At 69.6% G+C, this 24970-nt stretch carries 26 protein-coding genes; 11 read left to right on the top strand and 15 right to left on the bottom strand.

Going from position 1 to position 24970, the window contains the following annotated elements:
* Positions 1–66: 66 nt before the first annotated feature.
* Positions 67–561, top strand: a complete 495-nt coding sequence (locus tag H5V45_RS02075; protein ID WP_185251408.1) for a DUF1990 domain-containing protein — start codon at positions 67–69, stop codon at positions 559–561.
* On the opposite strand, the gene H5V45_RS02070 is transcribed toward H5V45_RS02075, so the two are convergent.
* From H5V45_RS02070 to H5V45_RS02060, 3 genes are all read right to left on the bottom strand, one after another.
* Complete coding sequence (locus tag H5V45_RS02070; protein ID WP_185251407.1) at positions 540–1028, bottom strand: hypothetical protein; 489 nt, start codon at positions 1026–1028, stop codon at positions 540–542. The genes H5V45_RS02075 and H5V45_RS02070 overlap by 22 nt on opposite strands.
* Positions 1029–1095: 67 nt before the next feature.
* Positions 1096–2346, bottom strand: a complete 1251-nt coding sequence (locus H5V45_RS02065; protein ID WP_185251406.1) for an HNH endonuclease signature motif containing protein — start codon at positions 2344–2346, stop codon at positions 1096–1098.
* 458 nt (positions 2347–2804) lie between these two features.
* Complete coding sequence (locus H5V45_RS02060) at positions 2805–4100, bottom strand: alpha/beta hydrolase fold domain-containing protein (protein WP_185251405.1); 1296 nt, start codon at positions 4098–4100, stop codon at positions 2805–2807.
* 165 nt (positions 4101–4265) lie between these two features.
* Here H5V45_RS02060 and H5V45_RS02055 point away from each other — a divergent pair, with 165 nt between their 5' ends.
* Positions 4266–5786 carry a WS/DGAT/MGAT family O-acyltransferase gene (locus H5V45_RS02055; RefSeq protein ID WP_185251404.1) on the top strand — a complete coding sequence of 507 codons (1521 nt, stop codon included), beginning with the start codon at positions 4266–4268 and terminating at the stop codon, positions 5784–5786.
* Between the two features lie 3 nt (positions 5787–5789).
* On the opposite strand, the gene H5V45_RS02050 is transcribed toward H5V45_RS02055, so the two are convergent.
* Positions 5790–6698, bottom strand: a complete 909-nt coding sequence (locus tag H5V45_RS02050) for an alpha/beta fold hydrolase (protein WP_185251403.1) — start codon at positions 6696–6698, stop codon at positions 5790–5792.
* A gap of 66 nt (positions 6699–6764) precedes the next feature.
* On the opposite strand from H5V45_RS02050, the gene H5V45_RS22180 reads away from it, so the two are divergent.
* Genes H5V45_RS22180 through H5V45_RS02030 form a run of 4 tightly spaced genes read left to right on the top strand, consistent with a single transcriptional unit; the run spans position 6765 to position 11693 of the window.
* On the top strand, positions 6765–8978 hold the full coding sequence (locus tag H5V45_RS22180; RefSeq protein WP_185251402.1) for an acyl-CoA dehydrogenase family protein: 2214 nt from the start codon (positions 6765–6767) through the stop codon (positions 8976–8978).
* On the top strand, positions 8975–10009 hold the full coding sequence (locus H5V45_RS21635) for a bifunctional MaoC family dehydratase N-terminal/OB-fold nucleic acid binding domain-containing protein (protein WP_185251401.1): 1035 nt from the start codon (positions 8975–8977) through the stop codon (positions 10007–10009). The genes H5V45_RS22180 and H5V45_RS21635 overlap by 4 nt, the downstream gene beginning before the upstream one ends.
* Entirely contained in the window at positions 10006–10530 is a 525-nt protein-coding gene (locus tag H5V45_RS02035; RefSeq protein ID WP_185251400.1) for a MaoC family dehydratase, read from the top strand. The genes H5V45_RS21635 and H5V45_RS02035 overlap by 4 nt, the downstream gene beginning before the upstream one ends.
* The gene (locus H5V45_RS02030; RefSeq protein WP_185251399.1) at positions 10527–11693 is read left to right on the top strand and encodes a lipid-transfer protein; all 1167 of its coding nucleotides are present in this window, start codon (positions 10527–10529) and stop codon (positions 11691–11693) included. Before H5V45_RS02035 ends, H5V45_RS02030 begins: the two co-directional genes overlap by 4 nt.
* Before the next feature lie 387 nt (positions 11694–12080).
* Here the strand turns inward: H5V45_RS02030 and H5V45_RS02025 are convergent, their stop codons facing one another.
* The 6 genes from H5V45_RS02025 to H5V45_RS02005 all read right to left on the bottom strand — a co-directional run bounded on the left by H5V45_RS02025 (position 12081) and on the right by H5V45_RS02005 (position 17789).
* Positions 12081–13262, bottom strand: coding sequence for a restriction endonuclease (locus H5V45_RS02025; protein ID WP_185251398.1), 1182 nt, complete (start codon positions 13260–13262; stop codon positions 12081–12083).
* A 747-nt stretch (positions 13263–14009) separates the two neighbouring features.
* The gene (locus H5V45_RS02020; RefSeq protein WP_185251397.1) at positions 14010–15761 is read right to left on the bottom strand and encodes a hypothetical protein; all 1752 of its coding nucleotides are present in this window, start codon (positions 15759–15761) and stop codon (positions 14010–14012) included.
* 392 nt (positions 15762–16153) lie between these two features.
* Positions 16154–16342: a hypothetical protein gene (locus H5V45_RS02015; protein ID WP_185251396.1), complete on the bottom strand. Its 189-nt coding sequence runs from the start codon at positions 16340–16342 to the stop codon at positions 16154–16156.
* 215 nt (positions 16343–16557) lie between these two features.
* Positions 16558–16911, bottom strand: coding sequence for a 4-fold beta flower protein (locus H5V45_RS22815; RefSeq protein WP_425491419.1), 354 nt, complete (start codon positions 16909–16911; stop codon positions 16558–16560).
* A gap of 140 nt (positions 16912–17051) precedes the next feature.
* Entirely contained in the window at positions 17052–17216 is a 165-nt protein-coding gene (locus H5V45_RS02010) for a YfeC-like transcriptional regulator (RefSeq protein ID WP_185251395.1), read from the bottom strand.
* 60 nt (positions 17217–17276) lie between these two features.
* Complete coding sequence (locus tag H5V45_RS02005; RefSeq protein ID WP_185251394.1) at positions 17277–17789, bottom strand: hypothetical protein; 513 nt, start codon at positions 17787–17789, stop codon at positions 17277–17279.
* Positions 17790–17946: 157 nt separating this feature from the next.
* Between H5V45_RS02005 and H5V45_RS02000 the strand changes: the two genes are divergently transcribed.
* A complete protein-coding gene (locus H5V45_RS02000) occupies positions 17947–18879 on the top strand; it encodes a phosphotransferase (protein ID WP_185251393.1) in 933 nt (310 codons plus the stop codon).
* 24 nt (positions 18880–18903) lie between these two features.
* Here the strand turns inward: H5V45_RS02000 and H5V45_RS01995 are convergent, their stop codons facing one another.
* Complete coding sequence (locus H5V45_RS01995) at positions 18904–19494, bottom strand: carboxymuconolactone decarboxylase family protein (RefSeq protein ID WP_185251392.1); 591 nt, start codon at positions 19492–19494, stop codon at positions 18904–18906.
* Positions 19495–19647: 153 nt separating this feature from the next.
* On the opposite strand from H5V45_RS01995, the gene H5V45_RS01990 reads away from it, so the two are divergent.
* From H5V45_RS01990 to H5V45_RS01980, 3 genes are read left to right on the top strand one after another with little or no spacing between them, the layout of a single operon-like run.
* Positions 19648–21294 carry a DEAD/DEAH box helicase gene (locus tag H5V45_RS01990; RefSeq protein WP_343061375.1) on the top strand — a complete coding sequence of 549 codons (1647 nt, stop codon included), beginning with the start codon at positions 19648–19650 and terminating at the stop codon, positions 21292–21294.
* Between the two features lie 45 nt (positions 21295–21339).
* Positions 21340–21723 carry a hypothetical protein gene (locus tag H5V45_RS01985; protein ID WP_185251390.1) on the top strand — a complete coding sequence of 128 codons (384 nt, stop codon included), beginning with the start codon at positions 21340–21342 and terminating at the stop codon, positions 21721–21723.
* 9 nt (positions 21724–21732) lie between these two features.
* Complete coding sequence (locus tag H5V45_RS01980; RefSeq protein ID WP_185251389.1) at positions 21733–22353, top strand: class I SAM-dependent methyltransferase; 621 nt, start codon at positions 21733–21735, stop codon at positions 22351–22353.
* Between the two features lie 28 nt (positions 22354–22381).
* Here the strand turns inward: H5V45_RS01980 and H5V45_RS21475 are convergent, their stop codons facing one another.
* Positions 22382–23176 (bottom strand): acyl-CoA thioesterase, encoded by a 795-nt coding sequence (locus H5V45_RS21475; protein WP_221633868.1) that lies wholly within the window; start codon positions 23174–23176, stop codon positions 22382–22384.
* 59 nt (positions 23177–23235) lie between these two features.
* Here H5V45_RS21475 and H5V45_RS01970 point away from each other — a divergent pair, with 59 nt between their 5' ends.
* Positions 23236–23436, top strand: a complete 201-nt coding sequence (locus H5V45_RS01970) for a hypothetical protein (RefSeq protein WP_185251388.1) — start codon at positions 23236–23238, stop codon at positions 23434–23436.
* A 12-nt stretch (positions 23437–23448) separates the two neighbouring features.
* Here the strand turns inward: H5V45_RS01970 and H5V45_RS01965 are convergent, their stop codons facing one another.
* Genes H5V45_RS01965 through H5V45_RS01955 form a run of 3 tightly spaced genes read right to left on the bottom strand, consistent with a single transcriptional unit; the run spans position 23449 to position 24898 of the window.
* Positions 23449–23727, bottom strand: coding sequence for a hypothetical protein (locus tag H5V45_RS01965; protein WP_185251387.1), 279 nt, complete (start codon positions 23725–23727; stop codon positions 23449–23451).
* Positions 23728–23750: 23 nt separating this feature from the next.
* Positions 23751–24317, bottom strand: a complete 567-nt coding sequence (locus tag H5V45_RS01960; RefSeq protein ID WP_185251386.1) for a hypothetical protein — start codon at positions 24315–24317, stop codon at positions 23751–23753.
* Positions 24314–24898 carry a hypothetical protein gene (locus tag H5V45_RS01955; RefSeq protein WP_185251385.1) on the bottom strand — a complete coding sequence of 195 codons (585 nt, stop codon included), beginning with the start codon at positions 24896–24898 and terminating at the stop codon, positions 24314–24316. Before H5V45_RS01955 ends, H5V45_RS01960 begins: the two co-directional genes overlap by 4 nt.
* Between the last annotated feature and the right edge of the window lie 72 nt (positions 24899–24970).

Genomic DNA, 24970 nt, shown 5'->3' with positions numbered 1-24970 from the left:
TCACACGGGTTGGCGCCCTGCGGCGTCACGAGCAGGTCACGATCGGCGACCGGGCATCATGGCGACATGGCCGAGCCGACGTTCACATACGCCGAGGTCGGCGCGACGCTGGCGGCCTTGCCGGCCGGCTACCACCACCTCGAGCGCAGCGCCGTGATCGGTCGCGGCGACGCGTGCTTCGAGCGGGTGTCGCGGGACATCCTGGCGTGGCAGGTGCAGCGCCGGTCCGGCATCCGCGTCGAGGAGGCCGCCCCGACCGTCACCGAGGGCGGCACCGGCGTTCTCCGCCTGGGCATCGGCCCGCTGGCGCTGCGAGCACCGGTCCGCGTCGTCCACGTCGTGGCGGAGCCGGACCGTGTCGGCTTCGCCTACGGCACGCTCCCCGGTCACCCGGAGCGCGGCGAGGAGCTCTTCGTTGTACGACGCGCGCCGGACGGCACCGTCTCCCTCGACATCCGCGCCTTCTCGCGGCCGGCGACGCTGCTGTCCCGCGCCGGCGGTCCGGCCGGGCGCCTGGTCCAGCGGGCGATCACGCGGCGCTACTTGCGCGCGCTCTCCTGAGCCGCGAACGGGCCGTGCCGTGGGTGCGTGCGGTAGCGGTCGATCAGCCGCTGCACCCGCGCCGAGATCACCGGGGCGTAGCTCGTGTCCGCCGGCACCAGCAGGGCCTTGCGACCGAAGCGGTCGCTGCTCCGCAAGAGTGCCTCGTCCGCGGGGATCCCACGGATCCTGACGGCCGCGATCGGCACGGAGCGCGATGCGCTGCCGCCGCTGCAGTCGGCATCGGCGGTGTCGTCGCACGGCAGGGCCTGACCCCTCACCAGCTTCTTCTCGAGGACCTCATCGGTGGGGATGCGGTGGTCGAGGTACTGGATGACGTAGACGCGGTCCCCGAACTCGATCTCACCGCTGCAGTCGTTGCTGGCGAGCCCGGGAGAGGCGACCGGGCATGCGCTGGCGCTGCACGAGGACAGGGCAGCCACCGCGAGAGCGAGCGCGCTGAGGGCAGCGCGACGTGCGAGCGACATGTCGCATGGTCGCCCGGATGGTGCCGCGGTGTCTGCGGCTGTTACTGATCTGCAACTCCGGGTCGGCCTATGTCCGCCGGGTGAAGGCGACCTTCCCGCCGGGGAGCTTGGTCATGGTGAAGGTGGGGTCGTGTGCCCGCGCGTGATGTCGTGGGCAGAGGAGTCTGCCGTCTTTGAGGTCGGTGTTGCCGCCGTGGGCCCAGAAGCGGTCGTGGTGGGCGTGGCACATGCTGGGTGGCCAGTCGCATCCGTCGGCGGTGCAACCGCCCTGCTGGATGCCGAGGGCGAGGTGTTGGGCCTTGGAGAAGTAGCGGCGAGTCCGGCCCAGGTCGAGGACCTCGGACTTCCCGCCGAGGACGGCGGGGATGGTGCCGGCCTCGCAGGCGAGGCGGCGCGCCTGGCTGGCGGTGATCTTGTCGCCGGTGTCGAGGGTGGCGGCCTTCTCGGCACCGAGGAGCGTCTCGAGCGGCATCGTGATCACCACCGTCGTGTTGACTCCACCCGCGTTGGGGAGCCGGTCGGTGGGGTAGCGCTCGATGAGCTCGCAGAGCGCCGCACCCATCCGCTCCGGACTCGGCTTCCGCTCGACTCCGGGTCCATGAACTGCGGTCTGGTGCTTCGGGGCCGCGATGCCTTGGAGGATCTTCTTGAGCATGGCGCCTTGGGCGGCCGGGATGGTGAAGCGGCCGTGGCAGGCGCCGTGCCCGTCGTCGCTCATGGTGAGCCGCATCTTCTGGCGGGCCTTGCGCTCCTCATCCTCGAGCCGGCGGCGCTCCTCGTCCTCGCCGGCAGCGGGGTCGATGACCTCGAGGAGGCCGCGGCCGAGCCGTCGCAGGTCGGCGGCGTCGTGGTCGGCGGCCAGGTCGACGAGGTGCTTCTCCGCCAGCACCCGGGTCTCGGGGTCAACGTCGTCGGGGAGGTCCTCCAAGGCCCGGGTGATGACTTGGGCCTGCTCGGTCAGGATCGCCCCGGAGGACAGGGCCTGGCGGACCACGTGCCATCGGCCGAGGGCCTCGGCGAGGTGGATCTTCGCCGCGGCCGTCCGATGCGTCTGGAGCGTCTGAGTTGCCCACCACGCTTGCGTGGAGGTCGCGCCGACGGACGAGCCGACGTCGACGGAGGCAGCGTGGACGGCGACGCGGGCTTCGAGCTCGGCGACTCTCGCCGAGAGCCGGGTCAGCTCCACCAGCGTGGCCCCGGCCTCATCCGCGGTCATCGACCAGACCGGGGTCTCAGCAACGTCCGTGATGCGTTCGCCGACATCGCGCACGGCACGCGAGATCGCGTGGCGCGGTCCGTCGTCGGTGAACGTCTTCATGGGGAAAGTCAATCAGGGACCACCGACAGTCCAGGGGTCAGAATGAGCCTGATTGACAGTCCGAAAGTAAAATAATCGGGCAAAGTTTCGAACGACGACCACAGCGGGCCAGTGGCACCCACGGAGACTCTGAAAGCGACCTCAGGGAGGAGTAGCCCCGGCACCCACGGCGACCACATATCCAATAAATCCCCTACACCGCGACTACGTCCAGGCGGGCAGAGGCCGGACCACAGACGGCCTCGGGTCGTGGCAGGGGTGGGGTGGTTTCGAGACGGTTGCCAGCGCAACCTCCTCAACCACCGGGAGGCGCGTCAACCACCGCAGGGTGGTTTCGAGACGGTTGCCAGCGCAACCTCCTCAACCACCGGGAGGCGCCTCAACCACCGCAGGGTGGTTTCGAGACAGGCTCCAGCGCGCCTTCCTCAACCACCGGGAGGCGCCTCAATCACCGGGGCTCAGTTGGTGGACGCGCCCGTCCCGGCCTGCTCGGCCATCTCGTCGGACGGCTCCTGGCCGGAGCGCCAGGTGTTCCAGTGCCAGTGCAGGTAGCGGTCGATGGCGCGCACGATGTGCGCGGAGCGGATCGAGGGGAAGACGTCGAAGGCGTGCTGGGCGCCGGGGAGCTCGGCGTACACGACCGACTTCTCGGAGACCTCGCGCAGCCGCGCGACGAACAGCCGCGCCTGCTCGACGGAGACGAGGGTGTCGTGGGCGCCGTGGAGCACGAAGAAGTCGGGAGCATCGGCGGTCACCCGCAGCACCGGCGACGCGGCCTCGAAGTCGTCGGGGGAGTCGGTCCAGCGCTTCTGCAGGATCTTCGGCGCGAGGAAGGTGTCGCGCATCAGCTCGGCGGACTTCAGCCCGGTCGAGCCGGCGAAGTCGTAGACGCCGTAGTGCGGGACGGCGACCTGCACGGTGGTGTCGGCGTCCTCGAAGCCGGGTTGGTACGCCGGGTCGTTGGCCGTGACCGCGGCGAGCGAGGAGAGGTGGCCGCCCGCGGAGCCGCCGGTGATGGCGAGGTACGACGGGTCGCCGCCGTACTCCGCGACGTGCTCCTTCACCCAGGCGATCGCGCGCTTCACGTCGACGACGTGCGCGGGGAAGGCGTCGCGGGGGGAGAGGCGGTAGTTGATCGCCACGCACACCCAGCCCTTCGCGGCGAGGTGTTGCATCAGCGGGATGCCCTGCTGGTCCTTGTTGCCGATCGTCCAGCCGCCGCCGTGCACCTGGAGCAGCACGGGCGCGCCGGACGCGGAGCCGTCGGCGGGACGGTAGATGTCGAGCAGCCCGCGCTTGCCGGTCTCGGGGGCATAGGCGACGTTCTTGATCACCTCGACGTCCTTGTTCCGCATCCGGAACGGGTTGACCAGCGAGCGCCACGGCGTCCGGAGCTCGGCGGGCGTGGGCGCGGCGTCGAGCTGCTCGACGTAGTCGACGCCGATGCCCTCGACGAGCGCGTCCTCGGCCTTGTCCTTGACCCGGCGCGACTGGTCGATGAGGAAGGTCAGCCCGGCGGCGCTGGCGGCGGCCAGGGCGAGCCCGGCCCGGCTGCGGCGTACGTCGGAGCCGCCCGACGCCCGGCGCGCGTGCACGGCCGCGTCGGCTGCGGTGAGCGTCAGCAGGTGCGGGGCGAGCTCGCTGGTGATCCAGCCGGGGAAGAACGACGCGAGGCCGGGCCGGAAGCCCGGGAGCGGTCGGACGGCGTTGGCGGTGAGGACCGCGGTGACGATCTGTCGGCGCAGGAAGGACACGCCCCGACTCTAGAACACGTTCTGGATCAGACCGGTGGGCGTCCGAGGGTTCGAGCCACCGCCCGGGGGTAGGGACGGGGTGAGACGGTCGTCACCCGTGGCGCGGACGCCGGGCGCTCGTTGAGCAACTAGAACATGTTTCAGTTCCGACCCTAGGATGTGCGCATGGACCGCCTGTCAGGACTCGACGCCAGCTTCCTCTACCTGGAGACCCCGGAGCAGCTGCTGCACGTCTGCGGCCTGATCGTGCTGGACCCGAGCACCATGCCGAACGGCTACTCGTTCATCGACGTCAAGAGCGAGATCGCCCGCCGCGTGCGCGACGTCCCGGAGTTCACCCGCAAGCTGCGCAAGGTCCCGCTCGGCCTCGACCACCCGATCTGGGTCAAGGACACGCACTTCGACATCGACCGGCACGTGCACCGGCTGTCGTTGCCCGCGCCGGGTGGGTACGCCGAGCTCAACGAGCTGGCCGGGCACCTCGCCGGGCTCCAGCTGGACCGCTCGCGGCCGCTGTGGGAGATGTGGATCATCGAGGGGTACGACGACGGCAAGATCGTCGTGTTCACCAAGATGCACCACGCCACGGTCGACGGGGTCTCGGGCTCGAACCTCATCTCGCACCTGTGCAGCCTCGAGGCCGACGCCGAGCCGCTCTCGCTCGGCCCCAAGACCCGCCACGGCCGCTCGCCGCACCGCGCCGAGCTGCTGACCCGCGCGGTCGTCAGCAACGCCACCCGGCCGGTCCTGGCCGCGAAGCTGCTCTCGCCGTCGGCCCAGCTGATCACCAAGACCGTCGGCCGTGCCCGCGAGGGCACCGCCATGGCTGCGCCGTTCTCGGCGCCGCGCACGTCGTTCAACGGCACCATCACCGGCCACCGCGCGATCGCCTTCGCCGACATGGACCTCGAGGACATCCGCGCGATCAAGACCGCCACCGGCACGACCGTGAACGACGTGGTGCTGGCCGTCGCCGGCGGCGCGCTGCGGTCCTACCTGCTCGACCGCGACGAGCTCCCGGAGAACTCACTGCTCGCCACCGTGCCGGTCTCCGTGCGCGAGGAGTCGAAGCGCTCGGGCGGCGCCAACAAGGTCTCGGCGCTCTTCGCCAAGCTCGGCACCGACACCGAGGACCCGCTCGAGCGGCTCGAGGACATGGCCGAGAACAACCGCAACGCCAAGGACCACCACAGCGCGATCAGCGCGGAGACCCTGCAGGACTGGGCGGAGTTCGCCGCGCCGCGGACCTTCGGCCTCGCCGTGCGGGCGTACGCCGGGTTGCGGCTCGCCGAGAAGCACCCGGTGGTCCACAACCTGGTCATCTCCAACGTGCCTGGCCCGCCGATGCCGCTGTACTTCATGGGTGCCGAGATCCTCGCGCTCTACCCCCTCGGCCCGGTCTTCCACGGCGCCGGCCTCAACGTCACGGTGATGTCGAACAACGGCAAGGTGCACGTCGGGCTGATCGCGTGCCGCGAGTCGATGCCGGAGGTCGACGACCTGGTCAAGCGCTTCCCGGCCGAGCTGGCCGCGCTGAAGGAGGCCGTGCTGGCGCAGGAGACGGCCACGCCGATCCGCAAGCGTGCGTCCACGAAGCCGCCGGCCAAGAAGGCCGCCGCCAAGGCCGCCGCGAAGAAGGCCCCAGCCAAGAAGACGCCCGCGAAGAAGACGCCGGCCAAGGCCTGACGCTCAGGCGCGCCGCAGGTCCCGCCGTCGCGCGTTGACGGTGACGGCCGCCTCGACGAGCGCCGGCACGAAGGTCTCGGCCTGCAGCACGCAGGCGGCGTGACCGGCGTCGATGTCGTGGATGGTCGCGCCCGGGATCCGCCGCGCGATCGCGATCTGGTTGTCGGGCGGCAGCACCTTGTCGCGCAGCGTCACGACCACCGCGGTCGGCACGTCGATGCGGTCCAGCCACGGCCGCGAGTGGTGGCGGCCCAGCGCGGCCACGGCCTGCCCGACGGCCCAGGGGCTGGTGCTGTTGAACTCGCGCATCGCCCAGTCGTGGATGTCCGAGGGTCCGAGGTCGAGCGCCTTGGCCGCCGTACGCGCCGTGCGCACCGCGATCCGCGAGCGGGAGAAGCCGCGCGTGCCGAGCATCGCGACCTCCATGCCCTGGTGGAAGGCGCGCTCGAGGCCGGTCGAGCGGAAGCGGTCGGTGGTCGCACAGAGCACGAGCCCCTCGATCTTGTCGGGGTGCTGGCGCCAGACGCGCTGGGCGATGATCGAGCCCATCGAGTAGCCCGCCACGATCACGTCGCGCAGCCCCAGCGTGTCGATGAGCGCCGCGACGTCGTCGGCGCAGTCGCGCAGCGAGAACTCCTCGGACTGGATGCCGCGGCCGTGCCAGCGCTGGTCCATCGTGACGACGCGGAAGCGCCGGGAGAGCGGCTTGATGGCGGGGTACCACGTCAGCAGGCCCGTGCAGCCGACCGCGTGCAGCAGCACGATCGTGGGGGAGTCGGGGTGCGGCCCGGGGGTGTCGGTGACGTACGTCGACCCGCGGCCGGCCAGCTCGACCATCTCCCCGGGCGGGATGGCGGCCCAGGGCATGTAGACCTGTCGACGCAGCAACGCCCGCGGGGAGAACACGCTCATGCGCCCTAGACTAGAACAGGTTACAGTTCTGGGTGTCAGGCACCCCGACATCGGCAGGAGAAGCGCGTGGGTCAGGACGGGTACGAGGTCCCGGACGCCGAGGCCGCCGAGGCCACCGACGCAGTGCGCGCGGTCGTCACCGAGGCGCTCGACCGGGCCACGGACGACCTCGACGCCACCTGGGCGGCGCTCGCGTCCGCCGGCCTGCTCGCGCTCGCGGTCCCGCAGGCGCAGGGCGGCGAGGGGCTCGGGCTCGGCGAGGTCGGCGTGCTGCTGCGCGAGACCGGCGCCCGCGCCGTCCAGCTCCCGGTCTGGGAGACGCTCTGCTGCGGCGCGCTGGTGCTGGCGGCCGCCGGCACGGAGGCCCAGCGCGACGCCTGGCTGCCCGGCGTCGCCGACGGCTCGGTGCTCCTGACGCCCGCCGTCCGGGAGGTCGGCGCGGGCATCCCGCACACCCCCTCCACGACGTACGACGCCGGCGCGGGCTCGGTCAGCGGGCGCAAGGTGGGCGTGACCTTCGCGGACCGCGCGGCGCGGCTGCTGGTCCCGGCCCTCGACGGCGACCGCGTCGTCGTCGCGCTGGTCGACCCGACCGGCCCCGGCGTGACGCTGCACGAGTCAGGCTCGTCCAGCGGCCGCACCACCCACACCGTCGTGCTCGAGGGTGCTCCGGCCGAGCTCCTCGAGGGCGACGCCGCGCGGAGCCTGCGCGAGCACGCGGTCGTCGGCCTGTGCCTGACGGCCGCGGGCGTCGTCGCCGGCGCGCGCGACCTGACCGCGGCGTACGTCAAGGGCCGCGAGCAGTTCGGTCGCCGGCTGGCGGAGTTCCAGGCCGTGGCCCAGCAGGTCGCTGACGTCTACATCGCCTCCCGGACGATCGCGCTCGCGTCCGAGAACGCCGCGTGGCGGATCGGCGCGGGGCTCGACGTGACCGACGACCTCGCCGTGGCGGCGTACTGGACGGCCACCGAGGGCCCGGCCGCCCTCCGCACCTGCCACCACCTGCACGGCGGAATGGGCGTCGACGTGACCTACCCGCTGCACCGCTACTTCTCCTGGATCACCGACATCGCGCACGACCTGGGTGCCTCGGTCGAGGACGTGCACGTCGAGGACCCGGCCGCGAAGAACCTCGAGCTGACGGCGCAGCAGCGCGAGCTGAAGGCGACGCTGCGCGACTACTTCACCGGGCTCGTCGACCACGACGACCACCGCGAGATGGGGGTGGACCGGCACGGCGAGACCTACCAGGCGATGGTGCGGCGGCTCGGCGACGACGGGTGGATGGGGATCGGCTGGCCGACGGAGTACGGCGGCCACGGGCTCGGCGAGATCGAGCAGACGATCTTCGCGAACGAGGCGCAGCGCGCCGACGTGCACCTGCCGGCGGTGACGCTGCAGACCGTCGGGCCGACGCTGATCCGCTACGGCACGGAGAAGCAGAAGGACCTGTTCCTCAAGCGGATCCTCGCGGGCGACGTGCACTTCGCGATCGGCTACAGCGAGCCCGGCGCCGGCACCGACCTGGCGTCGCTGCGGACGACCGCGCGCAAGGACGGCGACCACTACGTGGTCAACGGGCAGAAGCTGTGGACGACCGGCGGGCACCAGGCGGACTACCTCTGGCTGGCGGTGCGGACCGACCCGGACGCCCCCAAGCACAAGGGCATCTCGATCCTCATCGTCGACACCTCGGACCCCGGCTACTCCTGGACGCCGATCATCACCGCGGACGGCTCGCACCACGTCAACGCGACGTACTTCAACGACGTCCGCGTCCCCGTCGACATGCTCGTGGGGGAGGAGAACCAGGGCTGGCGGCTGATCACCACCCAGCTCAACCACGAGCGCGTGATGCTCGGCCCCGCCGGTCGTCTCGAGGGGCTGCGCGACCGCGTGCGGGCGTGGGCGACTTCCGTGGGTGTGCTCGAGCGGCCCGACGTCGTACGCGCCATGGGTGAGGTGACCGCGGCGTTCCGCGTGAACGAGCTGCTGAACTGGGAGGTCGCCCGCGCGGCCGCAGTCGGCGAGATCTCGGTGGGCGACGCGTCGTCGTCGAAGGTCTTCGCCTCCGAGCAGGTCCAGCACCTGTCCGCGACGCTGACCGGCATCCTGCACCGGTACGGCGACCCCGCCGACCCGGCGACCCGCGACCTGATGGCCTACCTCGACGCGCAGGCGAAGCGGAACCTCGTCCTCACCTTCGGCGGCGGTGTCTCGGAGGTGCAGCGCGAGCTGATCGCGATGTTCGGGCTGGGGCTGCCGAAGGTGCCCCGATGAGCGACTCCCACGACCAGATCATGGCCGAGGCCGAGCGGATCCAGGCCCTCGGCGAGGCCGCGGAGCGCGAGGGCCGCGACCCGGTCAACCAGCCGACGATCAACAGCTGGCTGGAGGCGATGGGCCTCGACAGCCCGCGCTTCCGCGGCCCCTCGGCCACCGGCGAGGCGCCGCCGTCGATGGCCCAGGTGTGGACGATGTACGGCCTCGGCGGCCGCCCGCCCGCGGACGACCCCCTGCACGGGATGATGCGGGTGCTCACCGACGCCGGCTTCACCGCCGTCCTCGGCACGAACTGCGAGCAGACCTACGAGCGCTACCTCCGCGTCGGCGAGCAGGTCCGCGTCACCACCGCCCTCGACTCCGTCGTCGGCCCCAAGCAGACCGGCATGGGCGAGGGCTACTTCGTCACCTCCCGCAACCGGTGGTACGTCGGCGACGAGCTCGTCGCGACGATGCTGTTCCGCGTCCTCAAGTTCAAGCCCAAGGCGGCACCGGTGGTTGAGGAAGGCGCGCCCCCGGTGGTTGAGGAGGTTGCGCTAGCAACCGTCTCGAAACCACCCACCCCGGTGGTTGAGGAAGCCCCGGTGGTTGAGGAAGGCGCGCTAGCGCCTGTCTCGAAACCACCACCCGAGGACACCTTCGTCCTCCGCCCCATGAAGAACCGCGACACCCAGTTCTTCTGGGACGGCACCGCCGCCGGCGAGCTCCGCATCCAGACCTGCAACCCCTGCGGCCACCTCCGCTTCCCGCCCGGCCCGGCCTGCCCGGACTGCGGCGCGCTCGACCGCGGCCACGTGGTGGCGTCGGGCCGCGGGACGGTCTTCTCGTACGTCGTCCACCGGCACCCGCCCGTCCCCGGACGCGAGCTGCCGATCCTGATCGGCCTCGTCGACCTCGAGGAGGGCGTCCGGATGGTCGGCGAGCTCGTGGGGCTCGAGCCCGACGACGTACGCATCGGCATGCCCGTGCAGGTCGACTTCCGCCGCATCGACGACGACCTGACCCTGCCCGTGTGGAGGACCGCATGACGCCCGGAGACCTGCTCCCGCCCTGGGAGGTCCCGATCACGCCGACGCTCGTGGTGAGCACCGCGATCGCGACGCGGGACTTCCAGGACGTGCACCACGACCGCGACCTGGCGCAGTCGCACGGGTCGAAGGACATCTTCCTCAACATCCTGACCTCGACGGGGCTCGTCGAGCGGTACGTCACCGACTGGGCCGGACCCGACGTCCAGATCCGCGGCATCGCGATCCGGCTCGGCGCCCCGGCGTACCCCTACGACACTCTCACCTTCACCGGCAGCGTCGCCTCCGTCGAGGACGGCGTCGCGGTCCTCGACGTCCGCGGCTCCGTGTCGCTGGGCGACCACGTCACCGGTACCGTGCGGATCTCGTCGGCCCCGGTTGTTGAGGAGGTTGCGCAGCAACCGTCGGCCCCGGTGGTTGAGGAGGTTGCGCAGCAACCGTCTCGAAACCACGGAGCCCCGCCCCCGGTGGTTGAGGAGGTTGCGCAGCAACCGTCTCGAAACCACGGAGCCCCGCAATGACCGGCCTCAGCAGGAAGGCCGCGATCGTCGGCATCGGCGCGACGGAGTTCTCCAAGGAGTCGGGCCGCTCCGAGCTGCAGCTGTCGGTCGAGGCGGTCCAGCACGCGCTGGCCGACTGCGGGCTGACGCCGGCGGACGTCGACGGCGTCACGACGTTCACGATGGACACGTCCTCGGAGATCGCGGTGGCCCGCGAGCTCGGGTGCGGCGAGCTGCGCTTCTTCAGCCGGATCAACTTCGGCGGCGGGGGAGCGTGCGCGACCGTGCAGCAGGCCGCGATGGCGGTGGCGACGGGCGTGGCCGACGTGGTGGTGGCCTACCGCGGCTTCAACGAGCGCTCGGGCAGCCGCTTCGGGCAGTTCTCGGTCGCGGCGGCGCAGCAGGTCAACACCAACGGCCTCGACAACGCGTGGACCTACCCGATGGGCCTCGGCACCCCGGCCGCGACGGTGGCGATGCAGGCGCAGCGCTACCTGCACGAGTACGGCGCCACGTCGGCCGACTTCGGCGCCGTCGCCGTGGCCGACCGGCGCCACGCGGCGACCAACCCGAACGCGTTCTTCTACGGCAAACCGATCACCATCGACGACCACCAGGCGTCACGGATGATCGTGGAGCCGCTGCACCTGCTCGACTGCTGCCAGGAGAGCGACGGCGCGGTCGCCCTGGTCATCGTGTCGGCCGAGCGTGCCCGCGACCTGGCCCAGCAGCCGGCGTACGTCGCCGCCGCCGCGCAGGGGAGCGGCACCGACCAGTTCGTGATGACGTCGTACTACCGCCAGGACATCGGCATCCCCGAGATGGGCGTCGTCGGCCGCGAGCTGTGGCGCCAGTCCGGCCTCGGCCCGGCCGACATGCAGATGGCCGTGCTCTACGACCACTTCACGCCGTACGTCCTCATGCAGCTGGAGGAGCTCGGCTTCTGCGGCCGCGGCGAGGCCCCCGGCTTCATCGCCGACGGCGCCATCGAGATCGGCGGCCGCCTGCCCCTCAACACCCACGGCGGCCAGCTCGGCGAGGCCTACATCCACGGCATGAACGGCATCGCCGAAGGCGTCCGCCAGGTCCGCGGCACCTCCGTCAACCCCGTCCCCGACGTCGAGCACGTGCTCGTCACCGCCGGCACCGGGGTGCCGACGAGTGGGTTGGTGCTGGGGGTTTAGCCGGCCGGTGTGCTGCTGCCTTCCGAGCAAGAAGGAGCCAACCTCCGAAACGACACGGGCTCCTCACCGATGGAGCCTCGTGGAGCAGGACTTCGGTCTACGCCTGGTGGCTGCTGCTGCGTCTCGTGGTCGTCCCTCTCCGGAATGCTCACGGCGGATTCCGAGCCCCACCCTGAAGAGGCACCGCAGGGCCCAGAAAGCTCGTAGACGGCCGACCCGAGTCCGAACGTGTGAAATTTCTCTAGTCGCCCGCGACGTCATGCGTGATTCCGCCGCGAACACTCCACTGCGACTGGGGCCTAGACCCCGACGTACGGGAGGCGAACTAGCCGTCGTTCTCCCGTGACCCTCCAGCTGGGCCGCGCTGCGCCAGGTGGGCGCTAAACATCAGTGTGTTCGGAGGCCGTGTGCCTCCACGATGTCGGGGCGCTTGGCAAGGAGGGTCTCCAATTGACTGTTCGCCCACATCTCGATCAGCGGTACTTTGCCATCGGAGTTGTGCTTCTCGATGACTCCAATTGCATCGGCGGTAAACCGGCCGCTGGTCGCAATCACGAGGCTTCTGATTGCGGGTGGCTCCCAGAGCGAGAGGGTGGCCAATGCGTCTTGGACATCGCTCGGACGAATCGACGTAGCGAGCCAATGCTTCGCCTGGACGATCGTTCGGTCGATCTTGACCGGCCCAGCCGGGTCGAAGATGTGTCGATCCACGGACAGGTCACGCCCCTTGTCGGGCGCGTTCGTCTTCATAAGCCATTGGACGTTCTCGTAACCCGGAAGCCCTCGGAGCAAGTCGAACAGAATCCGCTCAAATCCTTCGGCGTTCAATCGGTCCCATCCGATGCCTGACGAGACTCCGCCACTTGGTTGGGACGCCGCGGCTTGGCCTAGATCGACGTCTCCAACCGCGATGGGGTCGAACTCTGCACTTCCAGCCACGTCGAGTCGCTCCCTGATATCAGGCCAGTCCAAGCTGGCGATGTCCCGCCAGTCGTGGGTTTGGCTGAAACTCAAGTGGCGCGCCATATCCGACCAGCGGCCGCTCCGCGCGGGACCGTCACCGATCAGGCGATCAAGCTCGCGGAAGGCCTCGTCGACGATGGCCGTGTCATCGTCGGCATAGAACTCGCCGACTTCTCGGTGTTTCACAGCAATGACTACGCGGGGAAGCGCGCTGTTGATCTGGCTGACCAGCGTCTCCGTCCTGCCGCGCACGGCGGTACGTCGAGCTTTGCCAAGCCGGAATCTGTAGTCGTCGAGCGCGCGTCCTGGAGCCTCGAGCTGCTCCCATGCACCGAAAGGAGGCTCGCCGATGTCGGCGTAATCGATGAAGTTGCGGCCGACTTCATCGATATCGGGGAGCTGCTCCTCGAGACGGTAGCCGTCAATCGGAGGCAACTCGGACAGGATTTCTGACCAGTTCCGCCGCAGATTGTCGTAGTCCCGGTTAGAGCCGGCGGAAGGTCCGGATGGGAAGTGCGGAGTGGCCAGTTGCAAGATCGTGTCGAGTTTGGCGAGGTTTGCCGAGGTGCGATCCATTGCGGTCAGTAGTTCCTCAAGCGCTGGCATACTTCTAACGTAAACGACGGGCGCCCCGTCCGACCCGGCCGTCTACGCACGGCTGTCGAAGGTTCACAACGACGAGTCCCGGATCCAAGGCCTCGACCGGCTCGAACTGATCCGCTTCCTCCAGGTCGCTCAGACCGTCACCGTTCACCACGGCACCCTCGCCTACCTGCTGGGGAAAACGCGCTACGAGCTTCCGAAGCAGCCGCGAGTTCGCATCGAAGACTACGCCGAGACCCTACGAGGCCACCGCCTCCTGCACCTCGTGGGCAAAGGCGACAAGCCCGCCACTATGCCCTTGACCGTCCCGGTGCTCCGCGTCCTGGAGACCTGCCGCAGAGAGCGGATCACCGGGCGACTGATCCTTCGCCCTGTCTCCAGCAAGCCGATCGACCGCCGCGACGTGCACCGGTCGCCCGGGTCGCGAAGGCTGCCCGCATCCCGCGTCACATCAGCCCGCATTCGCTTCGTCACGCGGCGACCACCAACGCCCTAGATGCGGGCGTTCCGCTCCGTGACGCATAGATCCTCGCTCGACATGCCGACCCCAGGACCACTGAGCACTATGACCGCGCACGAGGAAACCTCGACCGCCACGGAGTCCACTTCCTCACCGCCTACGTCGCCGGCGTCTAGTTTTTCGCTCGGGGCTCCAACAGGAAGCGCTGAGCAGTTGGTGGACGCCTCAACTCCGCCCACTGAGACGGAGGCTCAAAGCCCTGATCTTCCGAGTGGCCCGGCGTGCGTCAACTAGCTGGACCCGATGACCCGAAGTTCACTCCCGACGGCGGTCATAGATCCCCGGGCAGCGTTGAGCATCGTCTCCAAGAGTCGAATCCGGGTGGCGTCCGCGCCGGTCAGTGCCGTGCGGGCGGATTGTCGCGCCGACACAGTGACATGGGGCTGCACTATCACCACCGCAGACCCAGCCGCGGGATCTCGCGCCGCGAGGGCTGCGAGTAGTAGTGAGCGATCGGGCTGTCGCACACCGGCCAGCCAGGTTGCCCGATCAAAGTGGGTGCGCAGGGCTTCATCGAGCGTGCGACTTTGGAGATACCGCACGTTCTTGGTGGCTTGCCCGACGACCACCTCGTATTTGCCGGCGCTCGGTCTTCTGAGCGGCGAGTCAGTGCCCGCTGCCTTAACGTGAATCAAGCTGAGAGTGTCGTCATCTGCGAGGTGCACGAAGTCGCACACCTCGTTCGCCCCGTCATCACACGTCAAGTGGCCGGCCGACCCGAACTGGTCGACTACCCAAGCAAACAAGGAGTCGTCGCCCCCGGTAGCGATCGACGCGTGCAGGAGATCGAGAGGGACATCTGTCTTCTCGCGGTTTACGCGGTAACCAGCGAAATCAACCCACTCCCATGCGGGAAACGGCGCGTCGCTGACCTGGCTCGTCCAGATGGCGCTGTCTGTGATGGCATGTCCACTAGCGAAATGAACCGTCAGCAACTCGGTCTGTTCCAACGCGTCAAGAACCTCTCGGGCATGACCCGCGTCAGTTGGCGTTCCTCGAAAACCGAAGTGCAACTCGGTTTGTTTGTCAAGACGCGTAACTGTGCAACCAAGTCGTCCAGCGACACGGCCGTCTAGGCCCACCTCAAGTTCGAAATCAGGAGTTCCGGCTCGTCCGTTCACGGTGATCGTTGCGCGTTCAAGAGTTTCGGCTGCCTGCTCCATCTCGTCCGTCCACTGCAGAGTCGGCAGCGACTGCGGCGTCGACCACGTGAGATCAAAGGCATGCTCCACGCCTTGTAGAGCGTGCAATTCCGTTGCTAGCCAGGGGAATGGGCGGTCGTTTGAATTGCCAGCGACTATGACGGCATCCAGAGCGAGCAATAGATCGGTGCACACGTCAATGAAGTCTGCGAGTGATTGAGTTGGCCGGAACCAGACACGTGATCGGCGCGGGGTGACACCGACGATTCCAGTTAGCGCCGCGAAGGCTGCGTTGGTGCGGATGTTGGCCTTGGCAGAGCCCATTGAATAGGTCGCGTCCTGTACAGGATCAAGGGCAGCACCGAGATCGGTGCCCGACAGTGTTTTCGCATCGGCCTTCGTGGAACGGCGGACATGCGTTCCACGCAGCCACAAACCCTTTGCTTCGCCCGACAACAGTGCTTCGTTCAGAACCCCGGCGTCCACGCGCCGCAGCGGGGGCCGAGGCGGGCGATCGATCCAGCCCAGGATCGCTTTCGCTAGGGAGCCGTCACAGTGAACAGCGATCAATCGACCATGAAGGTAGGCGAAGAAGAGGTCGTGGACCACGTCTGAGAAGCCGTCCTTTGCCCACGTGGGCAACTTGATGGTGCGAGCGGCGAATGCGTCGGCAGCGATCGTCATGTCGCCCGCGCTTCGTCCGCGTAGCACCTCGTCCGCGTCTTCCAGACCGCTGGCCATGATTGTGACTTCGCGACCGCCTCGGCCCTTTGCCTTGAGAATCCTTGCCTGCCTACACAGTGCGTCGAAGTAGATCCGAGGATCGGGGTCGTCACACATCAAGACGAGCACAGACGCATAGGGGGCTAGCTGAAGCGCGGACAGTGAAGCGCCTGTTGTCGACGTACTCATGGCTCATTATCGATCGTGATCGTCAATAAGCCCGGATCTCCTGGCGCGGGTCGACGGATAAGCGCGGTCGCCTGTGGTCAGGGAAGCCAAGACACTGGGCAAGGACCAGAACCGTCTGAGATGAGCCGCGCAACGGTTGAGGTGGAGAGCGTTATAGAAGGCTGCTAACGCCGCACGTGCCTCACGCGCGAGATGGTCGACCTGCATGGCGACGGTTTGCCTTCCGGCGTCCGAGGGAGCCGACCCAGTGACTGCTGCAGGAACCTGCGTCATTCCACCGCGAATCTCTCGCAACGCGGGAGCGAGCGATCCGGCAGAAATTAGTTGAAGGCGGCCGCTACGCTCTGTCGGACGGTCTCCGACAGGGCAACCGTGGCCAGGGTTCCGGCGATAGACAGGAACCACAGCCAGATCTTGACGGCTGTCCTTTGCAGGAAGGCGGTCGCCGCCAGAGTCACGCCCCATAAGGACACGACACTAAGCGCCATCAGTTCAAGAATCACCGGCACGGCCCGAATGTTACGGGCGCACCCGACAAGAGGTGTGGTTTCGCGATTATGCAGCTACGGCGCGCGCCGAGAGCTCCCAGCGTTGGCCTAACGGCGTGGCGCAAATTGAGCCCGGTTAGTCCCGCTGTCTCTAAGGTCCCAGCCGGAAGCCCGCCTCATGCCTTCTCAGAGCACCGACTGCGTCAGTCTGCCGCGAGGGTGGCGCGCGAAGTTCCTCAGGGCTGCCACGATGACCAAGACGACGATGACCAGGCGTTGCTCCTGCCGGGTCGGCCGGGAGTGCCAGGAACACCCGGTCGCCCAGGACGTCCCGCTCGACCCGGTCGTCCCGGCACTCCACCAAGTCCGGGTCTCGGCAGGCGTGCTGTCGCGTCGCGGAGCATGCCTACGGCGCGAAAACTCGAGTCCCAGAAGACGCCCTCGTCGAACCAGCCGATATGCCCGTCGCCGTTGTAAGCGATGATGCTGCCGGTGTGGAGAAAGGCTAGATATTGGCCGTCCAGCGAGAGGATCTCATCGCCTTCAGACCAAGCGACGACCTGACCAGACGAGCCGAATATGGGGTCCATGTGCTGAATCTTGCCTCATGAAGCTCTCACCCAAGCCGCCTAGCGCGGCGAGGCAAGGCACGCGGTCGGCCTGGCTCGCGTGCGTCAGCCACCGCCAACGACCCAGTCCTCCGGCTGAGTTGGCTGTATCGAGCACCGCCTCAGGTTCTGAATCGGGTTCGGACCTGCTCGGCCTGCTCCTGCGTCAGTTCCCAGCGCGTGTAGGGCACGCTCTGCCAGCCTTGGTCTCTCAGCCACTGCCGGATCGTCCTGGCAGCAACCCCCAGTTCTGCCGCGAGCCCCTTGGGCGTGATCGGGCCGGTCATGACCGGACTCTATGGCCGGCCGGTGGCTGTTGGTCCACAAAAGCGGAATCGCCGCGGCCGTCAGCTTGGAGCGATCCTGCGGCCGGCCTTCCGGTTCGCGAATGGACGTGCTCCCCACCTGTTCATGAACTCAGCGATGAGTTCGGACTCCAGGTCCTCGGGTTCAGAGTCGGGGGTTTCACGCCACGCGACTAGCAGTGAATCGGCGTCGGCCAACTGCCAGAGGTAGCGACCACCCCAGTGCCCAACAGGCTCGCCGGCCCCGTGCCGCCGGAACTCGTCGAGCCGTTTCGCAATTCCCCGACGTCCTCGTGCGCCCGCGCTCGCCTTCCCGATGTAGAGCACCTGCGCACCGTCGACCCATGCCTGCTGGAGCACGTCGGATCTGACGGACGGGTCCTTGCCCTTGAACCACCCGGCCGGACTATCGGCGAGAAATGCAGGGATTCCAACGGCCTCGCTCAACACCAGGTAGACACCCGGCCCGCTTGGCACCGACGCCTCAGAAAGGTCCGCGAAGCGGATATATCCACTGAAGCCAGCTGCCGCCGTTCCTGCCCTCGTCCACTCCATGAGCGGAGTGTGACATCACGCACCGACCGAACCTGCCGACTTCAGACTGGCCGCGCCCACCCACTGCGCCGCGCAGTCTTGGGGTGCCCCATCCGCCGCCTGTGGGCAGGGCCGAACACCCGCACCTGCCGATGAGCGGTCGTGGCACGATGCGGCGATGACGGATGCTCGGACGGTCGATCTGCCGGCCGAGGTCCTGGACGACGTGGCCAGCGTGGCCGGGACAGAGGTCACGGTCCTCGGTCGCTTCCCCGGAGGTCTCAACGCGGGTGCCGTGCGCGTCCGACTGACCGGAGGGACAGATGCCGTTCTCAAGGCGGCGCCCTCGACGCACCCCGGTCACCTGGGCGAGGGCCTGCGAGCTCAGAGAGTCGTCGAACACATGCGTTGGCGCGGCTACCCCACGCCCGCCTGGCTCGGTGTGGGGGCCACCGACACTCATGTGTGGCACCTGATGGAGTTCGTGGACGCGGCTCCCGCGCCGGAGCTCACCCCGTCCCTCGTCGAGCAGCTGATGGAGATCGTCGAGCTCCAGGCCGGCCAAGCATCCGAGGACTACGACCACTGGTCGTACGCCTGGCGGGTCGCCACCGGTCAGGCAGCGGCTCCCGTCAGGCCAGACCTCCACGAGACGCCCGAGCAGTCGTCTCTGCGCCAGGCGGTGGGCAAGATCGCAGGGCATTCCTCGGAGGTGTCGGCCCTGGTCGAGCGCGTGCGGCTCGCGTGTGCCGACGCGCCGCCGCCATCCACGGCGCCGGACATGGTCCACGCAGATCTCAACCCCAGCAACGTCCTGGTCCGTGACGGAGCGGTCGTGGCGCTCGTGGACATCGGGAACGCCGGCAGCGGCACGCGAGCGACCGATCTGGTCACCCTCCTGTGGAACACCATCCAGGATCCGCTGGACGACGTACGGCGACGGCTCTGGGCGAGGATCCTCGACGTGGTCGGGGAGGGCGCCGCGGTCCTCGTGGCGACCCAGATCCTCCTGCAGCTCGAGTGGACCATCCGTCTCGGGCGACCAGATGTCGTCGCCGAGGTGGTCGAGCGCGGCTATCGCGCTCTCGACGAGCTGCACGCCTTGCGCTGAGCCCGGTCTGCCGTCGGTCGAGACTCAGACCTCCGCGACGGGGCGCCCGACGACCATCGAGGCCAGGACCTCCGGGGTGAAGGCCTGCGCGGTCTGGACGTCGAGCTGCGCACCGAGGCCGTCCAGGACGCGGGTGAAGAAGCACCGGGCGGCGGCCGCGAAGACCACGTCCGCGACGTCGGCGTCGGAGAGCCCGTGCGCGCGGAGGCGATCGACGTCTTCCTGCTGGATCGACGCTGCGTCCTGAGCCACCTTGGCTGCGAACTCGTAGACGGCTCGGTCCTGGTCGTCGAGAGTTGCGCCGTCCGGGTCCGTGGCGATGGCGAGCATGGTGGCCTCGTCGTCACAGGCGTCCCGCAGGAATTTCGAGTGGGCGGCCGTGCAGTAGGTCGAGCCGAGTGCCCGGGCCGCGCCGATCGTCGCGATCTCGAAGCGGCGTCGCTCCATCCCGTCGCGGATGGACTTGTTGAGGGCGTTCCAGGCGGCCGCGACGTCCGGACGCGTCGAGAAGGCGGCGGCGTAGTTCGGGAGGAAGCCCCACGCATCACGTTGCTGTTGGTAGTACGCACCGAGGGCACCGTCGGCGTCTTCCTCGGGGGTGGCATCGATGAACATGTCTCCCATCGTGACCCTCGCGAGAGGTTCTCGCCCGGCGAGTCGGCAGATCGCTCTCGCGGTCGGCCCGGCTAGCGTTCTCGGATGGCCAGGACGCGACGATCCAGCGGTCGTCGACGCAGCAGCCCGCGGTCGGCGCCACGACCGTTGCCGGTGGCCGGGCCGGGGGAGCGGCTGTGGGTGCTGGACGTGCCGTACGGCACCCAGGTCGACGGGGCGAGCTGGCACCCGGCGGTGAAGACGCATCTGTACGTCGGGCGGGACCTGCCGGCGCACCTGGCGCCGTACGCCCCGGGTCCCTACACGCTCGGGCGGTTCGTCGAGAACACGCTCAACCCGGACAGCCCGACGCCAAACCCTGAGCCGACCGAGGCGCTGGAGCCGCGGCGGGTCCAGTTCGAGGCGGCGGACGCGATCGCGGCGCGGGCCGAGGCGGGCGGGCGGTTGTTCCTGCTGGCCGACGAGCCCGGGGTGGGCAAGACGATCTCGGCGGTGCTCGGGGCGAGCGCGGTGGGGGACCTGCGTGGCGCCGAGCGGGTGCTCGTCGTCGCCGACCGACCCGCGGCAATCACGATCGGGCACTGGTGCCGCACCATCGCGGCGCTGGGCGACGGCGGGCTCGAGTGGGTCGTGATCACGTGGGACCGGCTGGACAAGGTCACGGACCACACGTGGGACGTGATCATCGCGGACGAGGCGCACGCGCTGCGACGTACGACCACGAAGCGTTGGAAGCTCTGGGCGAAGATCTCGGGCCACGGCAGGCCGCACGACCAGGCGCCGTTCGTCATCGCGACGACCGCGACGCCCGGGCACACTCCGCTGGAGCTGCCGTACCTCGCGCCGGCGTACGCCCAGGTGCTCGGCGAGCCCATGCGGGAGTGGACCTCGGCGACCAAGCCCGACGCGACGTTCGCCGCCGCGCTCGAGCGGCACGGGGTGGAGGTGGAGCACGGGAGGTACGGCGCCACGTGGACCACCGACCCGACCCGGCGCGCCGCCGACCTCAAGCTGGTGCGCGGCTGGCTCGACGAGGAGCGGCCGCCGGCCATGCTGCACCGCGCGGCGGCGTGGGGGCCGGTGCCGATCTCCGGGATGCCGGTGACGCTCACGCCGGCCGAGAGGGCGTCGTACGACGCGGAGTGGGGCGAGTTCTGCCGGGAGATGGACATCGCCCGACGCGGCCGCAACGTCGCGAAGGGCCGGGCCGCGCTGCTGCGGTTCCGCCAGAAGGCCGGACTGATCCGGGTCGACTCGACGGTCGACTGGATCGCGCAGCAGGTGCGGGCGGAGCGCCAGGTGGCGTGCTCGGTCGAGTTCGTCGGGACGGCCGCCGACCCGATCGCCGACCGGCTGCGGGACGCCGGCATCGAGGTGGCAACGATCTACGGCCGCGACCGGTTCGACCCCGAGGCCGAGCGGCTCCGCTTCCAGACCGGGCAGGCGAAGGTCTGCGTCTTCACCACCGTCGCCTCGATCAGCCTGCACGCCGGCGAGACCCTCGACGACGGCCTCGTGGCGAGCACCGAGCCCCGGGTCGGGATCTTCCACCAGGCCCGCTTCTCGGGCATCGCGGGACGCCAGGTGACCGGCCGCACCCACCGCGACCACCAGGTCTCGCCGTGGCACATCGCCTACGCCGAGGGCACCGTCGAGGAGCAGGTCGGCAAGGTGATGGTGGAGCGCATCGCGGCCGCCTCCGACACCGTGGGCGGCGACACCACCGGCCTCACCGCCCTCGCCGAGCTGCTCGGTGCCGACTGGCTGCCACCCGCGAGCCTGACCGAGGACGGTGCCTGACGCGTCCGGCCGCGCGGGTGCGCCCGTACGTCGTAGGGTCCCGCTGTGTCCCCTCGTCGCGTGTCGCTGGCCTGCCTCCTCGGCGCCGTCCTGCTGCTGCTGGTCGGCCTGTTCCTGGCGTTCGACAACACGTCGGTGGACGTCAGCGCCTCGGACGTGAACGGCGGGGGACCGGTGGGCGAGGTCGGCTGCACCATCGCCCCGTGGGACGCCGCGCTCAACGACAACGACGAGGGGCCGGGCGGCGAGCACTCCCGTGCCTTCGTCGACGAGGTGGGGGCCGAGTGCTACTCCGCCAGCACGGCGAGGTTCCGCGCCGCGGTCGGCAGCGGTGTCCTCGCGCTCGTCCTGCTCGCCGCCAGCGGCGTGGTCGCCGGCCGGTCGACGCGGCCGGCGCGCACGGGTGATGACGCGCGGGCCGACGCCTAGTCTCGGAGCATGACCGGCTGGTGGGAGAAACGCGTCGTGCCCGGGCTCGTCGACCGGGCGCTCAAGGGCCGCGAGATCGGCGAGCTCCGCGCCGAGGCGTGCGCCGGCCTGAGCGGCACGGTCCTCGAGCTGGGTTTCGGCGGCGGGCTCAACCTGCGGCACCTCCCGAGCGCGGTCACCCGGATGGACGCGGTCGAGCCGTCCGACCGCGGCTGGGCGCTCTCCGAGCGGCGTCGCGCCCGCCACGACCTGCCCGTGCACCGGGTCGGGCTGGACGGCCAGCGGCTCGCGGCGGCGGACGCGACGTACGACCACGTGCTCTGCACGTTCACGCTCTGCACCATCCCGGACCCCGCGCTGGCGCTGGAGGAGGTACGCCGGGTGCTGCGGCCCGGCGGCAGCTTCGCGTTCCTCGAGCACGGGCTGGCTCCCACGGCCGGGATGGCGCGGTGGCAGCGCCGGCTCGACCCGCTGCAGCGCCGGGTCGCGGGTGGGTGCCACCTGAGCCGTGACGTGCCGGCCCTCGTCGCCGGGTCGGGGCTGGCGCTCGGGCCGGTGCGGGCGGAATTCCTGCCCGGGCCGCACACGCCGTGGACCTACGGCTACCTCGGGTCGGCGACCGCGCGCTGAGGCCTGTTGCTCAGTGCGCTCAGTGCGCTCAGTCGCTCAGCTCGAGCAGCCGGGTGCGGAGCTCGTCCGGGACCGGTGCCTTGGTGCCGGTGGAGTAGGAGAAGGTCACGACCAGCGCCTGGCCCTCGGCCGCGACCGCGCCGTGACGGTGGCTGACCACCCGGTAGGTCATGTCGAACCGGTCCTCGCCGACCTCCCCGATGCGTGCCCCGACGGTGACGGTGTCGGGGTGGGTGAGCGGGATGCGGTAGCGGCAGCTCGTCGAGTGCAGGATCGGCCCGACGTCGGTCGCCTTCCCGATCGGGCCCAGGCCGAGCGCGGCGAAGCACTCGATGCGCACGGTCTCGAAGTAGCGGAAGTAGACGACGTTGTTGACGTGCCCCATCGCGTCCATGTCCGCCCAGGCGACGGGGATGTCGACCTGCACGGGGTAGTCGGCCAGGAGGTCGGCGACCGTCGCCGTCCCCGCGGGCTGCCCGGCCGGCGCGGGGCGGTGCTCGTCGCGGCTGAGGTAGCGGACCGGCGTGCCGAGCGACTCCGCGAGCGAGATCTCGCGCCGGGTCGACTCACCGACGTAGCCGCCCGGGTCCGGGTCCACGACGTACACCTCGTCGGCCATCCGGACCTTCTGCAGGTGCAGGGCGCCGAGCCGGTCCTTGAGCGCCGCGGCGGCGTCCGGCTGGTCGGGGAGGTCGAAGGTGCCGGGTCCGAGCACGACGTACCCCTCGAGCGTGAGCCGCTCGGTCACCTCGGCGAATTCGGCCTCGAACCTCGTCGAGCCGCAGAGGGTGACAACCTTCGCCGGTGCCTGCTGGTGATCCATGGGCACATGATCGCCGATGGGCGGGCCGGGCCCGTCGCCGCCCGGCTAGAGTCGGCGTGGTGAAGCCGGACCTCGACAACCGCTACGGCAGCCCGGCCCTGGCGCTGAAGATCCTGTGGTCGCTGGTTGCGCTGGCCATGATCGTCCTCGGCGCGATCTGGACCTTCGCGGGCTCCGACGGCCAGCGCTCCTTCGGCCCGGTCATCGCGGGCCTGGGCGTTGCCCTGGCGTACGTCGCGCTGATCCAGAAGCGGCACTGACGCGTCCTGCACTCAGTGCCGGGAGTCGAGCCACAGCAGGCCGCTGATGACGAACCCGATCCACGGGTAGATCAGCAGCCCCAGGCCGACCTGCCAGCGCGTCGAGCGGTCCGGGATCGGCGCGAGCGGGGTGTGCTGGATCGGCATGCGGGGGTAGCGGGCGAGGTTGAAGTTCCTGACCTTCTGCGGCTTGCCCACCAGGTCGTTGCGGCTGACGACCATCAGCACCACCCCGCCGACGCACAGGGCGGCGCACGACGCCATGACGATCGGGGCTAGGGGGATGGCCATGACCACGTCGTACGTCGGGAGCCTCAGCCGCGGCGGATGCGCTTGGTGAACCGACCCGGGTCGCCGTTGTTGCTGTTGCCGCCGGGCGCCCAGTCCTGGATGTGGCTGTCCTCGTAGATGTCCTCCGCGGAGAACTGCATGCGCAGCCACGGCACGGCCTTGCCCTTGATGCGCAGGCACCGCGTGGGGAACCGGGCCGTCACGAGTCCCGCCTCGAGGTCCTGGCGCCAGGCGACCTTGCAGCGGAGGTGACGGAACGTCGGCTCGAAGAGGTAGATCCACTTGACGCGCTTGTGGTCGTCCCACTGCGCGGACTCGTGCGCCCACCCCAGCGACCAGGAGTGACCGCGAGGGCCGTGGAGCTCGAAGCGGTAGTACTCGACGTAGTCGGGCAGGCTGGCGAACTCGGCTCGCATGCTGATGTGGCGACGACCGTGGGTGAAGGTCACGCTGGAGATCTCGACGTCACCCGTCATCGTGGTGGTCTCCGCGTCCTGGACCTCGCGGCTCGCGGACCAGCCGGCAGGCGAGGGGACGCCCGCCGCGAGCAGCACCGCGGACAGGACCGCGATGAGCAGGGTGCGCCTCACTGCGTCGAGATCCAGCGGCCGAAGCGGTGGTGCCCACGCGCCGCGTCGAGCGCGTAGCTGCTGCTCAGGTCGGACGACTCGAGGTTCACGCGGATCCTGGCGGGCTTGACGCCAGCGGTCTTGAGGCAGCGGAGCGGCACCCGGTAGTCCTGCCCGGGGGTGGATCCGCTCGCCGCGGCCACCTTGAGCCCCTTGCAGCGCGTGGCACTCGGACCGCCCGCCCAGCCCTTGGTCCACGACTCGATGCGGCCGAGGTAGGCGCGGCCCGACAGGTCGTAGGTCCAGCTGATCATGAACTCGGGGCCGGCATCCGACTTGACGGTGTCCAGCTGCCAGAACATCCCGTTGGTCCACGTGCCCTCGGGTGCGGCGCGCCAGGAGAGGCGCAGGGTCCGCTGGTTCGCCGTCGCCTTCACCCGGCCGATGTCACCCTCGCCGGTGCTGCCGGAGGCGCCGACGCGGGCATCGCCGGTCGGGTCGGTGTGGCTCCAGGTGCCGGCGTGTGCGGCCGGTCCCGTGACCACGAGGAAGGCCGTGATGACTGCTGCGATCGTGCCGCGCTTCGACAACGTGGGGCTCACTTCCGTCAGGGGTGCCGGCGGCTTCCGCCCGCTGCTCCGGGATCGTAGGTGACACGGAGGCGCACCGGTCCG

The organism is Nocardioides luti (genome assembly GCF_014212315.1).
GTDB lineage: Bacteria > Actinomycetota > Actinomycetes > Propionibacteriales > Nocardioidaceae > Nocardioides > Nocardioides luti.
This window is presented reverse-complemented; position numbering and strand designations above follow the sequence as displayed.

What these genes read in the sequence shown, in the direction of transcription:
- H5V45_RS02075 (WP_185251408.1), top strand. Translation starts at nt 67, where the DNA reads ATGGCCGAGCCGACGTTCACATACGCCGAGGTCGGCGCGACGCTGGCG.
- H5V45_RS02070 (WP_185251407.1), bottom strand. Translation starts at nt 1,028, where the DNA reads ATGTCGCTCGCACGTCGCGCTGCCCTCAGCGCGCTCGCTCTCGCGGTG.
- H5V45_RS02065 (WP_185251406.1), bottom strand. Translation starts at nt 2,346, where the DNA reads ATGAAGACGTTCACCGACGACGGACCGCGCCACGCGATCTCGCGTGCC.
- H5V45_RS02055 (WP_185251404.1), top strand. Translation starts at nt 4,266, where the DNA reads ATGGACCGCCTGTCAGGACTCGACGCCAGCTTCCTCTACCTGGAGACC.
- H5V45_RS02050 (WP_185251403.1), bottom strand. Translation starts at nt 6,698, where the DNA reads ATGAGCGTGTTCTCCCCGCGGGCGTTGCTGCGTCGACAGGTCTACATG.
- H5V45_RS21635 (WP_185251401.1), top strand. Translation starts at nt 8,975, where the DNA reads ATGAGCGACTCCCACGACCAGATCATGGCCGAGGCCGAGCGGATCCAG.
- H5V45_RS02035 (WP_185251400.1), top strand. Translation starts at nt 10,006, where the DNA reads ATGACGCCCGGAGACCTGCTCCCGCCCTGGGAGGTCCCGATCACGCCG.
- H5V45_RS02030 (WP_185251399.1), top strand. Translation starts at nt 10,527, where the DNA reads ATGACCGGCCTCAGCAGGAAGGCCGCGATCGTCGGCATCGGCGCGACG.
- H5V45_RS02025 (WP_185251398.1), bottom strand. Translation starts at nt 13,262, where the DNA reads ATGCCAGCGCTTGAGGAACTACTGACCGCAATGGATCGCACCTCGGCA.
- H5V45_RS02020 (WP_185251397.1), bottom strand. Translation starts at nt 15,761, where the DNA reads ATGTGTGACGACCCCGATCCTCGGATCTACTTCGACGCACTGTGTAGG.
- H5V45_RS22815 (WP_425491419.1), bottom strand. Translation starts at nt 16,911, where the DNA reads ATGGACCCCATATTCGGCTCGTCTGGTCAGGTCGTCGCTTGGTCTGAA.
- H5V45_RS02010 (WP_185251395.1), bottom strand. Translation starts at nt 17,216, where the DNA reads ATGACCGGCCCGATCACGCCCAAGGGGCTCGCGGCAGAACTGGGGGTT.
- H5V45_RS02005 (WP_185251394.1), bottom strand. Translation starts at nt 17,789, where the DNA reads ATGGAGTGGACGAGGGCAGGAACGGCGGCAGCTGGCTTCAGTGGATAT.
- H5V45_RS02000 (WP_185251393.1), top strand. Translation starts at nt 17,947, where the DNA reads ATGACGGATGCTCGGACGGTCGATCTGCCGGCCGAGGTCCTGGACGAC.
- H5V45_RS01995 (WP_185251392.1), bottom strand. Translation starts at nt 19,494, where the DNA reads ATGTTCATCGATGCCACCCCCGAGGAAGACGCCGACGGTGCCCTCGGT.
- H5V45_RS01980 (WP_185251389.1), top strand. Translation starts at nt 21,733, where the DNA reads ATGACCGGCTGGTGGGAGAAACGCGTCGTGCCCGGGCTCGTCGACCGG.
- H5V45_RS21475 (WP_221633868.1), bottom strand. Translation starts at nt 23,176, where the DNA reads ATGGATCACCAGCAGGCACCGGCGAAGGTTGTCACCCTCTGCGGCTCG.
- H5V45_RS01965 (WP_185251387.1), bottom strand. Translation starts at nt 23,727, where the DNA reads ATGGCCATCCCCCTAGCCCCGATCGTCATGGCGTCGTGCGCCGCCCTG.